Source organism: Crossiella sp. CA-258035, assembly GCF_030064675.1.
Classification (GTDB): domain Bacteria; phylum Actinomycetota; class Actinomycetes; order Mycobacteriales; family Pseudonocardiaceae; genus Crossiella.
The window spans coordinates 1,852,935-1,867,308 of sequence record NZ_CP116413.1 but is presented as its reverse complement, the minus strand read 5'-3'; the positions used below and the strand labels follow the sequence as shown (position 1 = coordinate 1,867,308).

Genomic DNA, 14,374 nt, shown 5'->3' with positions numbered 1-14,374 from the left:
CTGAGGGGCCTCGCCGCACATCGCGGCGAGGCCCCTCGGCCGTTGGCGGGTCGCGGTATCGGCGAGCATGCAGCACGATCGAGGCATGCGAGTGGTGGTCGCCGGTTCCTCCGGCCTGATCGGCAGCGCCCTGGTGAGCGAGCTCCGGGAGAACGACCACGAGGTGATCCGCCTGGTGCGCCGCGCCCCGGCCGCCCCTGACGAACGCCGCTGGGACCCACCGGCGGGCAAGTTCGCCGACGGCGCGCTGGACGGCGCGGACGCGGTGGTCAGCCTGAGCGGGGCGGGCATCGGCGACAAGCGCTGGACCGAGGAGCGCAAGGCCCAGCTGCGGGAGAGCCGGATCGTGCCGACCACGGTGCTGGCCGAGGCGGTGGCCCGGCACCGGATCCCGGTCTTCGTCAGCGGCTCCGCGGTCGGCTACTACGGCGACACCGGCGACCGGGAGATCGACGAGACCGCCGACTCCGGCGCGGGTTTCCTGGCCGGGCTGTGCCGGGACTGGGAGGCCGCCGCCGAGCCGGCCGAGGAGTCCGGCGGGCGGGTGGTGCGGGTGCGCACCGGGCTGGTGCTCTCCGCGCACGGCGGCCTGCTCGGGCGGCTGCGGCCGCTGTTCTCCTTCCTGCTCGGCGGGCGGCTGGGCTCCGGCACCCAGTACATGCCGTGGATCTCCCTGGACGACGAGGTCGGCGCGATCCGGTTCGCGCTGGAGCACAGCCAGGTCAGCGGCCCGGTCAACCTGACCGGACCGGCGCCGGTGACCAACGCCGAGTTCACCGCCGCGCTGGCCGAGGCGCTGCACCGGCCCGCGCCCTGGGTGGTGCCGGAGTTCGCGCTCAAGTTGGCCCTGGGCGCGGAGGCCGCCCAGGAGATGGCCCTGTTCGGGCAGCGCGCGCTGCCCGCGGTGCTGCGCCGCAACGGCTACGTCCACCAGCACCCGACGGTGGCCGCGGCGCTGGCCGCCGCCGTTCCGGAGGGTGAACCGGCGGCGTAGGGTCGAGGAGTGCTGAACAACAGTCACCTCTCCTGCCGGGAGTCCAGCGAACCCGTGCTGGTCCGTCACCTCGGCAGCATTGACTACGTACAGGCCTGGGACCTCCAGCGCGAGGTCCTGGACGCCCGCGCCGACGGCAACGGCCCGGACACCCTGCTGCTGCTGGAGCACCCCAGCGTCTACACCGCGGGCAAGCGCACCCAGCCGGAGGACCGGCCGGTGGACGGCACCCCGGTGGTCGAGGTGGACCGCGGCGGCAAGATCACCTGGCACGGGCCAGGCCAGCTGGTCGGCTACCCGATCGTCAAGCTGACCGACCCGGTGGACGTGGTCGACTACGTGCGCAGGGTGGAGGAGGGCCTGATCAAGGTCTGCCGCGACCTCGGTCTGCCCGCGGGCCGGGTCGAGGGCCGCAGCGGCGTGTGGCTGGCCGCCGACGAGACCCGGATCGAGCGCAAGATCGCCGCGATCGGCATCCGGGTGCAGCGCGGGGTCACCATGCACGGCTTCGAGATCAACTGCGACGCCGACCTGTCCGCCTTCGAGCGGATCATCCCGTGCGGCATCGCCGACGCCGGGGTCACCTCGCTGACCGCGGAGCTGGGCCGCCGGGTCACCGTGGCCGAGGTCGAGCCGCTGGCGGAGCAGGCCGTGCTGGACGCGCTCTCCGGCGCGCTGCCGCTGTCGGAGTGCTGGCTGCCGCGGCCGGAGGTCAGCGCGCCGGGCATCACCTTCGCGCTGCCCAACTGACCGGCACCGGAGTCCTCGCCCGGCCGGACCCGCCGCTCACCCCGCCTCGCTGACTGCTCCAATCGGGGTTGCCCTCACTCGGACGTGTCCGAACTCGGCACTCAGCGACGTAAGCTGGCTCCTCGCTGTCCGACAGCTGGGGGTCATGCGCCGGAGGGTCCGGTCCAGGGGAGGGTTTCTGTGCACGGCCCGTTGTCCTTCGGTCTGCTGGGTCCACTGCAGGTGCTGCTCGGGGGGCAGCCCACCACGGTGAAGGCCGCGAAACAGCGGACCGTGCTGGCCAGCCTGCTGCTGCGGGCCAACCAGCACGTCTCCTTCGACGAGCTCGCCGAACGGGTCTGGGGTGAGCAGCCGGTCAGCCAGCCCAGGCAGACCCTCCAGGTCTACGTGATGCGACTGCGCCAGAGCCTCGGCGCCGAGGTGCTGCTGCACACCGAACCCGACGGCTACCGCCTGGAGCTGGACCCCGAGTGCCTGGACATCCACCGCTTCCGGCGGCTCACCGAGCAGGTCAAGCTCGCCGGTGACGACCCCCGCCGGATCGTCGGCCTGCTCACCGAGGCGCTCGCCCTGTGGCGCGGTCCCGCGCTGGCCGACGTGCCCTCGGAGTCGCTCCAGTCCGGCGAGGCCCGCTGGCTGGAGGAGCTGCGCCTGCAAGCGGTGGCCGACCGGCTGCACGCCCGGCTGCGGCTGGGCGCGCACCAGGACGTGGTCGGCGAGTTGTACGGCCTCACCGGCCAGTACCCGCTGCGCGAGCAGTTCTGGGCCCAGCTGATGCTCGCCCTCTACCGCTCCAACCGGCAGGTCGAGGCCCTGGAGGCGTTCCAGGCGGTCAGCCGCAAGCTGGCCGAGGAGCTCGGCGTGGACCCCGGCGAGGAGCTGCGCGCCCTGCACCGCGCCGTGCTCAACAACGACAGCTCCCTCGGCCCGGCCACCCCGCACACCAGCGCCCCCTCGGCCGCCGCCCCGCGCGGGGCGGGGTTGTCCCAGCTGCCGCCCAACATCGCCGACTTCGTGGGCCGGGACGCCGAGATCGGCCACATCGGCGAGCTGCTCCGCGGTGCGGGCTCGGCCATGTCGGTGCCCGTGGTCACCCTCACCGGACCACCGGGTGTCGGCAAGACCGCGCTGGCCGTCCAGGCCGCGCACGAGGTGCGCGCGCACTTCCCGGACGGCCAGATCTACGTCAACCTGCACGGCTACTCCCCCGGCCCGCCGCTGGCCCCCGCCGACGTGCTCAGCCGGTTCCTGCGCGCCCTCGGCGTCACCCCGGAACAGATCCCGCTGGAGCCGGAGGAACGGGCCGCGCAGTACCGCTCGCTGCTCACCGGGCGGCGGCTGCTGATCGTGCTGGACAACGCGGTCGGCCCGGAGCAGGTGCGCGCGCTGCTGCCCGGCGAGCCCGGCTGCGCGGTGCTGATCACCAGCCGCAACGCGCTGCGCGGGATGACCGTGCTGGACGGCGCCCGCCCGGTGCCGCTGGAGGTGCTCTCCCCGGGCGAGGCCCAGCACCTGCTGGCCGGGATCCTGGGCGTGGACCTGGTCGCCGCCGAACCCGCCGCGGCCGCCGAGCTGGCGAGGCTCTGCGGGCACCTGCCGCTGGCCCTGCGGGTGGCCGCGGGCAACCTGGCCGGCCGCCCCAGCGCGCGGATCGCCGACTACGTGGCCGAGCTCAGCGCCGAACGCCTGGCCGGGCTGCGCATCGAGGGCGACGACGCGACCGCGGTGCAGGCCGCCTTCGACCTGTCCTACGACATGCTCGACCCACCGGCCCAGCGCCTGTTCCGGCTGCTCGGCCTGGTGCCGGGCAACGACTTCACCAAGGAGGTCGCGGCCGCGCTGGCCGCGCTGCCCGTCGACACCACGCTGCCGCTGCTGCGCCAGCTCTGCACCGCCAACCTGGTGCAGCACCAGGCGGGCGACCGCTACCAGGCGCACGACCTGATCCGGCTCTACGCCGCCGAACGCGCCGCCGCCGAGGAGACCGCCCAGTCCCTGGACGCGGCCCGGCGCGCGCTGCTGGCCTACTACCTGCACACCGCCCGCGCGGCCGCGCGCAGCCTGTACCCGGAGATCGTCCAGCTCCCGCTGCCCGCGCCCCGGCCGAACCGGACCCCCCGGCCGGCCGCGGCGATCGCCTGGCTGCGCGCCGAATGCGCCAACATCGCGGCCACCGCGACCATCTGCGCCGGACCGCTGGCGCACTACTCCTGGTACCTGGCCGACGCGCTGCGCGGCTACTTCCACCACACCGGTCAGGTCGCGGACTGGCTGCACGTGGTGGAGACCGGACTGGCCGCCGCCATCGCCGAACCCGACCTGCCCGGCGAGGCGGCCATGCGGCTGAGCCTGGGCACCCTGCACTGGACCCTCGGCGACAACCACACCGCGGCCCGGCACTACGAGCAGGCGCTGCGCATCCAGCGGCGGCTGGGCGACCAGGACGGCGAGTTCGCCACCCTGAACAACCTCGGCCTGGTCTGCCTCAACCTGGGCAGGCTCACCGAGGCCCGCGCGCACCTGCGGCAGGCGCACGCCTCGGCCGACCCGCACCGGCAGGCCATGGCCAGGGCCAACCTCGGCCACCTGTGCGTGGACCTGGCCGAGCTGGCCGAGGCCGAGGAGCACTTCCGCACCATCGTGGACATCGGCCTGGCCGAGGGCTCCCAGCTGGTGGTCACCTACGGCCGCTACGGCCTCGGCCGCGCCCACCTGGTCCGCGGCGCGCACGCCCAGGCCAAGGCGGTGCTCACCGAGGCCCTCACCGACTTCCGCGAGCTGGGCCACCGCCGCCTCGCGGTCGAGGTGCTGACCACCCTGGCCGAGACGCACCGCCTGCTGGGCGACCACGACCAGGCGGCAGGCGAGGCCGAGCAGGCCCTGCGGCTGGCCCGCGACCTGGCGCACCGGGTCTGCGAGGCCGACGCGCTCACCGTGCTCGCCGACTGCGCCGAACCCCGCCGCGCCGCCGAGCTGCACGCCCAGGCCCAGGCGCTGGCCGAGGCAGGCGGCTACCTGTGGGCGCAGGTCGCCGCGCTGGTCGGCCAGTCCCGCACGCACCGCCAGACCGGCCGCCCGCGCGACGCGCTGACCGCGGCCACCGCCGCCCTGGACCTGATCGCCGCCGCCGGCGAACCCACTCGCCTGGGCCCCGGCGCGCTGCTCGCCCAGGGCGCGGCCCTGCTGGGCCTCGGCGAGGCCGAGGCCGCCCGCGCCGCCGCCGAACTGGCCGTCCGCCAGGCCACCGCCGCCGGCCAGCGACTGGAGCAGGACCAGGGCCTGGCCCTGCTCGGCGAGGCACTGGAGGACAACCGGACTCCGATCCTCTAGACTTCCGGAATTACGGAAATCCGGAAGACGGGGGAACCATGCTGTCTCGACGTCACCTGCTCACCGCCACCGCCCTGGCCGCCGGTGCGACCCTGCTGCCCGGCCTGGCCACCGCCGCACCCCGCGCCGCCGCGGACTTCACCACCCGGGAGGGCCTGCTCGCCTGGCTCACCGCCAACCCCGGCCTGGTCAGCGCCTACGCCCACAACGGCCGGAAGTGCCTCGCCCACCGCGCGCACGTCGCCCAGCCACTGGCCTCGGCGGTCAAGCCGGTGCACCTGGCCGCCTACGCGCTGGCCCGGCTGGACCCGGCGACCAAGGTCAGGGTCGGCGACTGGGAGAACTTCTACCTGCCCTACACCGACGGCGGCGCGCACGTGGCCGCGCAGGAGTCCCTCGGCATCCCGATGGACTCGGTGACCCGCCTGGCCAAGGACCCGGACCAGCTGGTCACCCTGGACCAGATCGCCGGCACGATGATCTATTTCAGCGACAACGCGGCCACCGACTACCTGCGCCACCTGCTCGGTGAGCCCGCACTGCGCCGGGCCGCGCTGCGCGGCGGCTGGGCCGGTGCGGACACCCGGTCCAAGCTGGGCGACTTCCTCTGCCTGCTGCTGCCGGAGGAGGTCCGGCCGGGCGTGCCGCGCCGGGAGATGGGTGAGCGCCTGGAACGGCGCTTCCTGACCGACCCGGCCTTCCGCGCGCACGCCCGCGCCAAGGTGCTCACCGGCATCCCGTCCTGGGACACCCAGACCGCCTGGGTCCGGGACAGCGGCGGCGCCTCCGCGGCCACCCTGGCTGGACTGCACCGGGCGCTGGCGGCCGGCCGCTTCCCGGAACCGGCCCGGCGGCACATGGAGCACAGCCTGGCCGCGGCCCGGCCGCCCGAGGTGGCCGGCATCGGCTTCAAGGGCGGCTCGCTGGCCGGGTTGCTCACCGCGGGCATGTCCGTGCGCTGGCGGGACGGCCGGATCGGCACGGTCGCGGTGCTGTTCACCGGCATGACCGAACCGGACTGGACCGCCATCACCGGGGAGAGCTCGATCTACCTGCGCGCAGTCCTCGACCTGCTGCTCGACCCGGCGTGGCTGGACAGGGTGGCCACCGCGCTCACCGGAACGCCAGGCATGCTCAGCTGATGACCAACGAGCAGCTGGCCAAGCGCGTCGCCGACCTGGAGGCCAGGGTGGCGGCCCTGGAGGGCATCGCCGAGCAGGCGGTGGCCGAGGCCGGTGGGGTGATCAGCTACCAGGGCCGCCTGACCTCTCCCGACCTGGAGTGGTCCATCGCCCTGCCGGCCAACCGGGTGCTCGCGCTGCCGGACGGCCCGCGCATCGAGGTGCTGGCCGCGCTGGGCCACCCGGTGCGGGCCAAGGTGGTCCGGCTGCTCGCCGAGCAGGGCGCGCGGTCCGCGGCCGAGCTCCAGGCCGAGGCCGAGGTCGGCTCCACCGGCCAGCTGTACCACCACCTCAAACCGCTGACCGCGGCCGGCCTGGTCGAACAGGACGGCCGCGGTCGCTACCGGCTGCGCGGGACCGCGCTGGTCCCGGCCCTGGTGCTGCTGGCGGCCGCGGCGGACATCGCGGGCCAGCTGAAGGCCTGATCAGCGGAACTGCGGCAGGACCTCGGCGGCCACCAGCTCCAGGTGGTCCAGGTCGTCGAGGTCGAGCACCTGCAGGTAGACCCGGCTGATGCCGGTCTGCTCGCGCCAGGCACCGAGCTTGTCCACCACCTCGGCCACCGTGCCGGCCAGCCCGTTGGCGCGCAGCTCGTCCACCTCGCGGCCGATCACCGCGGCCCGGCGGGCCACCTCGGACTCGTCCCGGCCGAGGCAGAGCACCAGCGCGGCCGAGCGGATGATCTCCTTGGGGTCCCTGCCGATCTCCGCGCAGGCCGCCTCCACCCGCTCGAACTGGCGCACCGCGGTGGCCGGGTCGGCGAAGGGCAGGTTGAACTCGGCGGCGTAGCGCGCGGCCAGCGCGGGCGTGCGCTTGGCGCCGCGGCCGCCGATGAGCACCGGCGGGCCACCGGCCTGCACCGGCTTGGGCAGCGCGGGCGAGTCGGTCAGCTGGTAGTGCTCGCCGTCGAAGCTGAAGGTCTCACCTTCCGGCGTCCGCCACAGCCCGGTGATCACCGCCAGCTGCTCGGCATAGCGGTCGAAGCGCTCGGCCACGTCCGGGAACGGGATGCCGTAGTTGCGGTGCTCGGCCTCGAACCAGCCCGCGCCCAGCCCGAGCTCCACCCGGCCACCGGACATCTGGTCCACCTGCGCGACCTGGATCGCCAGCGGACCCGGATAGCGGAAGGTGGCCGCGGTCATCAGCGTGCCCAGCCGGATCCGCTTGGTCTCCCTGGCCAGACCGGCCAGCGTCACCCAGGCGTCGGTGGGGCCGGGCAGCCCGCTGACCGAACCCATCTTCAAGTAGTGGTCGGAGCGGAAGAACGCGTCGTACCCGGCGTCCTCGGCCGCGCGCGCGACCCGGAGCAGATCGTCGTAGCTGGCCCCCTGCTGGGGCTCGGTGAAGATCCTGAAGTCCACGCGGAACACGCTATCCCGGGTTCAACGACGGCGCGTCCTGCGCGGAACCGAGGTCTCCACCCGGATCGGCTCGGCGTTGCCCACCTTGTGCAGCAGCCGCAGGCCCTGCATCACCCGCTCGATGCAGGTCCCGACCTCCTCGCTGGCCTTCTTCGGGTCGGCCGCGTTGGCGATCTGGGTGGCGCTGCCGGCCAGCGCGCCGAACATCAGCCGGGACATCGGCTCCACCGGCAGGTCGTCGATCTCGCCGGACTCGGCCAGCCCGACCACGGTGGCCCGCACCAGGCCGTAGCTGAACTGCTCCTCGGCCTCCCGCCAGCGCTCCCAGCCCATCACCACCGGCCCCTCGTGCAGCACGATCCGCTGGTAGGAGGGCTCGAGGCAGACCCGCAGGTAGGCGCGCAGACCGGCCATCGCGCTCTCCCACGGGTCGCCGGGCTGCGCGACGATCTTGGCCAGCCGGGCCAGCATGTCGGTCTCCACCGAGTCGAAAGCGGCCTCGAACAATGCCTGCTTACCGCCGAAATGGTGGTAGAGCGCGCCCTTGGTGACCCGCGCTTTCGCCGCGATCTCATCAAGCGAGGTGCCCGCGTAACCCTTTCTGGTGAACAGCTCCACGGCGCTGTCCACCAGGGCCTGCCTGGTGGATTCCGAATATTCCATACGCCGCGGCCGCGCTGTCGCCATACTCACAACACTACGACATACCGACGGTACGTACTCGTGGTATGTTCTCCGTGTCGGAGCCATACCGTCGGTACGCCGGAAACTCCGGGTATGGGGCGGGTCGCGACAAGGAGGGGCGCCATGAGCTGGAACGACTTCTACCGGCGGCGAGACGTCATCGACGCCGCCCTGCGCTGGGCCGAGCGCACCGGGGAATCCACCGTGCCGCTGGCGGAGATCCCCCACGCCGCCGACATCTTCACCGACCACGCCGAACTGCTGGCCGCCCTGCACTACCGCTGGATGCTCCGCCTCACCGGCCACCTCGAGCTCGCCCTGCACGAACACGGCGACCGGGTCGAAGCCGCCACCGCCGCCTGGCAGCGCCTTGCCACCGAGGAGCCCACGCTGCGCCGCCTGCTCGACGCGGGCGCTGGCGAGATCCCGGAGGCGATCGCGCACGAGCGGCGGACGCTGGCGCTGGTGACCGGGCTGGCCGATGTGCGTGAGTCCGCTGAGGAGATCGAGCGGGTTGGGGCGGCGTTCCTGGCACTGGCCCGGGATGGCGAGCGCGCGCAGTCCCGGTGCAGCTCGACCCGGGGACTGTTCCGGCGGATGGCTGCCAGCGCTTAAAGAACTGTCACATTGGCGTGCTCCGCACGCGGGATTTTTTCGCTCCTCATGTCGTGCGTTCGTGCCCTCGCCACACCCCCGAAGCAAGCTTCGGTGTGTCGAGGGCACGAACGCACGACGCGAAAAAATCACACCCGTCGCAGGGTCAAAGAGCCCGGCGTGTCGCTGGCGCGCCACGCCTTCCAACGCGGCAAGTGGGTGCGCATCCCCCTCTCTGCCCGCCCTTCGGAACTCTCGCCCGCCCACGGCGTTGGACTGGGTGTCCGGGAGACTGGGCACTCGACGGCGGCGAGACGGGGTGGGCGGCATGCGGGACTGGACGGCCGAGGACATGCCCGACCAGAGCGGGCGCACCATCGTGATCACCGGGGCCAACTCCGGGCTCGGTCTGCACAGCGCCTACGCGCTGGCCGCCAAGGGCGCGCACCTCTTACTGGCCTGCCGTTCGCCGGAGCGCGGGGCGCGCGCCGTCGACCAGGTCCGCACCACCGCGCCGAGGGCCAAGGTCGAACTGGTCCGGCTGGACCTGTCCGACCTGGCCTCGGTGCGCGCGGCGGCCGCGGACATCCGGGAACGCGCCGGTGACCGGCTGCACGTGCTGATGAACAACGCGGGCGTCTTCGGCCCGCCGCTGGGTCGCACCGCGGACGGCTTCGAGATCCAGATGGGCACCAACCACCTCGGCCACGCCGCGCTGACCTGGCTGCTCATGCCCGCGCTGCGGCAGGCCCCCGGCGCGCGGGTGGTCACCCTGTCCAGCCTCGCGCACCGCCGCACCACGCTGCGCCTGGACGACCTCAACTACGAGCGCCGCCGCTACAACGCCTTCGTCGCCTACAGCGAGTCCAAGCTGGCCAACCTGATGTTCGCCCAGGAGCTCGACCGCCGGCTGTCCGCGGCCGACGCCGACGTGCTCAGCCTGGCCGCGCACCCCGGCCTCACCGACACCGAGCTGGCCGCCAACGGCGGGCGGGCCAGGCGGAACAAGCTGCTGGAGGTCGGCGTCGGCCTGTTCAACAAGGTCGCCACCATGCGCACCGAGCGCGGGGTGCTCTCCCAGCTGTACGCGGCCACCGCGCCGACGGTGCGCGGCGGGCAGTACTACGGACCGGCCGGACCGGGCGAGGTCTGGGGCGGCCCCGGCCTGGCCGGCTGCTCGCCGGAGTCCCAGGACACCGCGGTGGCGGCGGAGTTGTACGAGGTCAGCGGCAAGTTGACCGGGATCGCGCCGGACCCGGCCTGACGTGTGACCGCGCCCTCCCCCGCTGGGCTGGGGTCACCGGCCGCGGGGACGTAGTCTGACGGGTATGACCGTGGTGCCCGAGGGCCGCAAGCTCCTGCGGCTGGAGGTTCGTAACAGCCAGACGCCCATCGAGAAGAAGCCCTCGTGGATCAAGACCAGGGCGAAGATGGGTCCCGAGTACCGCGAGCTGAAGGGCCTCGTCAAACGCGAGGGCCTGCACACGGTCTGCGAGGAAGCCGGCTGCCCCAACATCTACGAGTGCTGGGAAGACCGCGAGGCCACCTTCCTCATCGGCGGTGACCAGTGCACCCGCCGCTGCGACTTCTGCCAGATCGACACCGGCAAGCCCGCCGACTTCGACGCCGAGGAACCGCGCCGGGTGGCCGAGTCCGTGCAGGCCATGGGCCTGCGCTACTCCACCGTCACCGGCGTCGCCCGCGACGACCTGCCCGACGGCGGCGCCTGGCTCTACGCCGAGACGGTCCGCCAGATCCACGCGCTCAACCCCGGCACCGGCGTCGAGCTGCTCATCCCGGACTTCAACGCCGACCCCGAGCAGCTGGCCGAGGTCTTCGGCTCCCGCCCCGAGGTGCTGGCGCACAACCTGGAGACGGTGCCCCGCATCTTCAAGCGGATCCGCCCCGCCTTCCGGTACGAGCGCTCCCTCCAGGTGATCACCGAGGCCCGCGAGTCCGGCCTGGTCACCAAGAGCAACCTGATCCTCGGCATGGGCGAGACCCCGGACGAGGTCACCGAGGCGCTGCAGGACCTGCACGACGCGGGCTGCGACATCATCACCATCACCCAGTACCTGCGGCCGAGCCTGCGCCACCACCCGGTGGAGCGCTGGGTCAAGCCGGAGGAGTTCGTCGCGCACAAGGAAACGGCGGAGCGCATCGGCTTCGCCGGCGTGATGGCAGGCCCGCTGGTCCGGTCCTCCTACCGCGCCGGGCGGCTGTACGCGCAGGCGAAGCAGTTCCGCGGCGAGCAGGTTCCCGAGCACCTGAGCCACCTCGCGGAGGCCGGTCCGGGCGCCCAGGAGATCACCGCCCTGATGGCCAGGTAGCGGGAGCTGTGACATTGGCGTGCTCCGCACGCGGGATTTTTCGCTCCTTATGTCGTGCGTTCGTGCCCTCGCCACACCGCCGAAGCAAGCTTCGGTGTGTCGAGGGCACGAACGCACGACGCGAAAAATCAACCCCGCCGCGGAGTCAAGAGCCCGCCGTGTCGCTGGCGCGCCACGCCTCTTCCGCGCAAGGCGACGGCTGTTTCGCGGAGTCGCGGGGGCTCCTGCTCGGGCTTCACCCGCCCGAATAGGTGAGCCGGGGTCACGGCCGTATCCTGGGACCATGGCCCCGAAGCCCCCCAAGCTGGACAAGGCGGCTGCCAAGGAAGCAAGCCGCGAGCGTCGCGCCGCGTCCAAGGCACGCCGCAAGCAGATCTTCGAAGCGTTCAAGATGCAGCGCCGTGAGGACAAGTGGCTGTTGCCGCTGATGATCCTGGCGGTGCTGGGCAGCACGGGCGTGGTGTTCGGGATCGGCTGGCTCATCGGCTACCCGTGGGTGGTGCTGCCGCTGGGCATCGCCATCGGCGCGTTGCTCGCGGTGAGCATCTTCGGCCGGCGCGTGCAGCGCAACGTGTACTCCAAGGCCGACGGCCAGGCCGGCGCGGCGGCGTGGGCGCTGGGCAACCTGCGCGGCAAGTGGCGGGTGACCCAGGCGGTCGCGGGCACCACCCAGCTGGACGCGGTGCACCGGGTGCTCGGCCGCCCGGGTGTGGTGCTGGTCGGCGAGGGTGTGCCGCACCGGGTGAAGCCGCTGCTCGCCCAGGAGAAGAAGCGCATCGGCAGGCTGATCGGCGACACCCCGATCTACGACGTCATCGTGGGCAACGACGAGGACGAGAAGCAGGTCCCGCTGCGCCGCCTGCAGACCCACCTGTCCAAGCTGCCGCGCAACATCACCGTGGCCCAGATGGACGTCATCGAGAAGCGACTGGCCGCGCTGGCCAGCCGGGGCGCCGCGCTGCCCAAGGGCCCGCTGCCGCAGGGCGCGAAGATGCGCAACGTGCAGCGCACCATCCGCCGCCGGTGAGGCAGCTCTAACGCGCGATCGTGACGACGGTGCGGGCGACGTGGTCGTGCAGGCCACGTCCGTCCACATCCATCACCAGCGGCGGGATCACCAGGCACAGCAGCAGGGTGCGCAGCACCGAGTGCCCGAAGGACAGCCGCTGCCCGGTCAGCGAGGCCGGTTTGATCCCGGCCACCCAGTGCCCTGGCGTACGGCCGAAGACGGCCAGGCTGACCACGGTCAGCAACGCGAACAGCGCGATCGTGGACACCGCCGGGTTGGTGGTGAGGAAGTTGCCGACCGCCGCGCACGGCACCCAGTCGATGAGCAGCGCCAGGAACCGGCGTCCGGTCCCGGCCACCGAGCCCAGCCCGGACTCCGGCAGCCCGAGCCGCTCCCCTCGATGACCAGGCTCTTCGGCCGGATCACCCTCCCGCGCCGCGCCCGGTCCTGACAACCACGAACCCGTCCACCTGCTCACGGTGTCAAGGGTAGGCCGGGCTGATGTGGTTGCCCCGACCAGGTGGTGCCGTTCCCCGAGATGGGGCGTCGTTAACACCGGTGAAACACTCGGGTGATGACCGAGCAACACCATGGTCATACGGTCACTCGCAACAGGGCCGGCTCTGCGCCGGTTGTCCTGACGGCGTGCGAAGACGCCGGCCCTGCCGGCACAACAACGAAGGAGCCAACGAGGGTGTTCACCAATCCCGACGAGGTCCTGAGCTTCATCGCCGACAACGGCGTGAAGTTCATTGACGTGCGGTTCTGCGACCTGCCCGGCATCATGCAGCACTTCACCGTGCCTGCCGCCTCGTTCGAGCGCGACACGTTCGAGGAGGGCCTCGCCTTCGACGGCTCCTCGGTGCGCGGTTTCCAGTCGATCCACGAGTCCGACATGCTGCTGCTGCCCGATGTGGCCACCGCGCGGCTCGACCCGTTCCGGATCGAGAAGACCCTCATCATCAACTTCTTCGTGCACGACCCGCTGACCCGGGAGCCGTACAGCCGCGACCCGCGCAACATCGCGCGCAAGGCCGAGCAGTACATCACCGAGTCCGGCATCGCCGACGCCTGCTTCTTCGGGGCGGAGGCGGAGTTCTACCTCTTCGACTCGGTGCGCTTCGAGAACCGGGAGAACGCCTCCTTCCACGAGGTCGATTCGGTCGCGGGCTGGTGGAACACCGGCGCCGACGAAGAGGGCGGCAACAAGGGCTACAAGGTCAAGTTCAAGGGCGGCTACTTCCCGGTCTCCCCGACCGACCACTTCGCCGACCTGCGCGACAAGATCACACTGAACCTGATCGACTCCGGCTTCACCGTCGAGCGCGCCCACCACGAGGTCGGCACCGCGGGCCAGGCCGAGATCAACTACAAGTTCAACACCCTGCTGCACGCCGCGGACGACCTGCAGCTGTTCAAGTACATCGTCAAGAACACCGCGTGGGCCAACGGCAAGACCGCCACCTTCATGCCGAAGCCGCTCTACGGTGACAACGGCTCGGGCATGCACGCCCACCAGTCGCTGTGGAAGGAAGGCTCCCCGCTCTTCCACGACGAGTCCGGCTACGGCGGCCTGTCCGACACCGCGCGGCACTACATCGGCGGCCTGCTGCACCACGCGCCGAGCCTGCTGGCCTTCACCAACCCGACGGTGAACTCCTACCACCGCCTGGTGCCGGGCTACGAGGCCCCGGTGAACCTGGTCTACAGCTCCCGCAACCGCTCGGCGTGCATCCGCATCCCGATCACCGGCAACAACCCCAAGGCCAAGCGCGTCGAGTTCCGCTGCCCGGACTCCTCCGGCAACCCGTACCTGGCCTTCGCCGCCATGCTGATGGCCGGCCTGGACGGCATCAAGAACAAGATCGAGCCCCCGGCCCCGATCGACAAGGACCTCTACGAGCTCCCCCCCGAGGAAGCCAAGAACGTCCCCCAGGTCCCCGGCTCCCTGGGCGAGGTCCTGGACAACCTGGAGCGCGACCACGACTTCCTCCTCGAGGGCGGCGTGTTCACCCCAGACGTCATCGAGACCTGGATCTCCTACAAGCGCGAGAACGAGATCGACCCGATCCGCCTCCGCCCGCACCCGTACGAGTTCGCGCTCTACTACGACGTGTGATCGGTCCCGGGCTTCTACCAGG

At 72.2% G+C, this 14,374-nt stretch carries 13 protein-coding genes; 10 read left to right on the top strand and 3 right to left on the bottom strand.

Annotated features, from left to right (window positions below; translation table 11 throughout):
• Nucleotides 1-85 precede the first annotated feature (85 nt).
• The 5 genes from N8J89_RS09140 to N8J89_RS09120 all read left to right on the top strand — a co-directional run bounded on the left by N8J89_RS09140 (nucleotide 86) and on the right by N8J89_RS09120 (nucleotide 6,680).
• Nucleotides 86-994: a TIGR01777 family oxidoreductase gene (locus N8J89_RS09140; RefSeq protein ID WP_283663902.1), complete on the top strand. Its 909-nt coding sequence runs from the start codon at nucleotides 86-88 to the stop codon at nucleotides 992-994.
• 12 nt (nucleotides 995-1,006) lie between these two features.
• Nucleotides 1,007-1,744, top strand: coding sequence for a lipoyl(octanoyl) transferase LipB (gene lipB, locus N8J89_RS09135; protein ID WP_283666126.1), 738 nt, complete (start codon nucleotides 1,007-1,009; stop codon nucleotides 1,742-1,744).
• A gap of 180 nt (nucleotides 1,745-1,924) precedes the next feature.
• Nucleotides 1,925-5,074 carry an AfsR/SARP family transcriptional regulator gene (locus N8J89_RS09130; protein WP_283663901.1) on the top strand — a complete coding sequence of 1,050 codons (3,150 nt, stop codon included), beginning with the start codon at nucleotides 1,925-1,927 and terminating at the stop codon, nucleotides 5,072-5,074.
• Nucleotides 5,075-5,112: 38 nt separating this feature from the next.
• On the top strand, nucleotides 5,113-6,216 hold the full coding sequence (locus tag N8J89_RS09125; RefSeq protein ID WP_283663900.1) for a serine hydrolase: 1,104 nt from the start codon (nucleotides 5,113-5,115) through the stop codon (nucleotides 6,214-6,216).
• On the top strand, nucleotides 6,216-6,680 hold the full coding sequence (locus N8J89_RS09120) for an ArsR/SmtB family transcription factor (RefSeq protein WP_283663899.1): 465 nt from the start codon (nucleotides 6,216-6,218) through the stop codon (nucleotides 6,678-6,680). Before N8J89_RS09125 ends, N8J89_RS09120 begins: the two co-directional genes overlap by 1 nt.
• On the opposite strand, the gene N8J89_RS09115 is transcribed toward N8J89_RS09120, so the two are convergent.
• Both N8J89_RS09115 and N8J89_RS09110 read right to left on the bottom strand, forming a co-directional pair.
• The gene (locus N8J89_RS09115) at nucleotides 6,681-7,616 is read right to left on the bottom strand and encodes an LLM class F420-dependent oxidoreductase (protein WP_283663898.1); all 936 of its coding nucleotides are present in this window, start codon (nucleotides 7,614-7,616) and stop codon (nucleotides 6,681-6,683) included.
• Nucleotides 7,617-7,637: 21 nt separating this feature from the next.
• On the bottom strand, nucleotides 7,638-8,303 hold the full coding sequence (locus N8J89_RS09110; protein ID WP_283663897.1) for a TetR/AcrR family transcriptional regulator: 666 nt from the start codon (nucleotides 8,301-8,303) through the stop codon (nucleotides 7,638-7,640).
• A 120-nt stretch (nucleotides 8,304-8,423) separates the two neighbouring features.
• Between N8J89_RS09110 and N8J89_RS09105 the strand changes: the two genes are divergently transcribed.
• The 4 genes from N8J89_RS09105 (at nucleotide 8,424) to N8J89_RS09090 (ending at nucleotide 12,251) form a co-directional block, all read left to right on the top strand.
• On the top strand, nucleotides 8,424-8,915 hold the full coding sequence (locus N8J89_RS09105; protein WP_283663896.1) for a hypothetical protein: 492 nt from the start codon (nucleotides 8,424-8,426) through the stop codon (nucleotides 8,913-8,915).
• Nucleotides 8,916-9,222: 307 nt separating this feature from the next.
• The gene (locus tag N8J89_RS09100) at nucleotides 9,223-10,158 is read left to right on the top strand and encodes an oxidoreductase (protein WP_283663895.1); all 936 of its coding nucleotides are present in this window, start codon (nucleotides 9,223-9,225) and stop codon (nucleotides 10,156-10,158) included.
• Between the two features lie 64 nt (nucleotides 10,159-10,222).
• A complete protein-coding gene (gene lipA, locus N8J89_RS09095; RefSeq protein ID WP_283663894.1) occupies nucleotides 10,223-11,224 on the top strand; it encodes a lipoyl synthase in 1,002 nt (333 codons plus the stop codon).
• Between the two features lie 283 nt (nucleotides 11,225-11,507).
• On the top strand, nucleotides 11,508-12,251 hold the full coding sequence (locus N8J89_RS09090; protein ID WP_283663893.1) for a DUF4191 domain-containing protein: 744 nt from the start codon (nucleotides 11,508-11,510) through the stop codon (nucleotides 12,249-12,251).
• A gap of 7 nt (nucleotides 12,252-12,258) precedes the next feature.
• Here N8J89_RS09090 and N8J89_RS09085 read toward each other — a convergent pair whose 3' ends face one another.
• Nucleotides 12,259-12,711, bottom strand: coding sequence for an RDD family protein (locus tag N8J89_RS09085; protein WP_283663892.1), 453 nt, complete (start codon nucleotides 12,709-12,711; stop codon nucleotides 12,259-12,261).
• A 216-nt stretch (nucleotides 12,712-12,927) separates the two neighbouring features.
• Here N8J89_RS09085 and glnA point away from each other — a divergent pair, with 216 nt between their 5' ends.
• A complete protein-coding gene (gene glnA / locus N8J89_RS09080) occupies nucleotides 12,928-14,352 on the top strand; it encodes a type I glutamate--ammonia ligase (protein ID WP_283663891.1) in 1,425 nt (474 codons plus the stop codon).
• Nucleotides 14,353-14,374 lie beyond the last annotated feature (22 nt).

Bases quoted from the DNA above. Each gene is read 5' to 3' on its own strand.
- N8J89_RS09125 (WP_283663900.1), top strand. From the start codon at position 5,113: ATGCTGTCTCGACGTCACCTGCTCACCGCCACCGCCCTGGCCGCCGGT.
- N8J89_RS09100 (WP_283663895.1), top strand. From the start codon at position 9,223: ATGCGGGACTGGACGGCCGAGGACATGCCCGACCAGAGCGGGCGCACC.
- lipA (WP_283663894.1), top strand. From the start codon at position 10,223: ATGACCGTGGTGCCCGAGGGCCGCAAGCTCCTGCGGCTGGAGGTTCGT.
- N8J89_RS09105 (WP_283663896.1), top strand. From the start codon at position 8,424: ATGAGCTGGAACGACTTCTACCGGCGGCGAGACGTCATCGACGCCGCC.
- N8J89_RS09140 (WP_283663902.1), top strand. From the start codon at position 86: ATGCGAGTGGTGGTCGCCGGTTCCTCCGGCCTGATCGGCAGCGCCCTG.
- N8J89_RS09120 (WP_283663899.1), top strand. From the start codon at position 6,216: ATGACCAACGAGCAGCTGGCCAAGCGCGTCGCCGACCTGGAGGCCAGG.
- N8J89_RS09090 (WP_283663893.1), top strand. From the start codon at position 11,508: ATGGCCCCGAAGCCCCCCAAGCTGGACAAGGCGGCTGCCAAGGAAGCA.
- N8J89_RS09110 (WP_283663897.1), bottom strand. From the start codon at position 8,303: ATGGCGACAGCGCGGCCGCGGCGTATGGAATATTCGGAATCCACCAGG.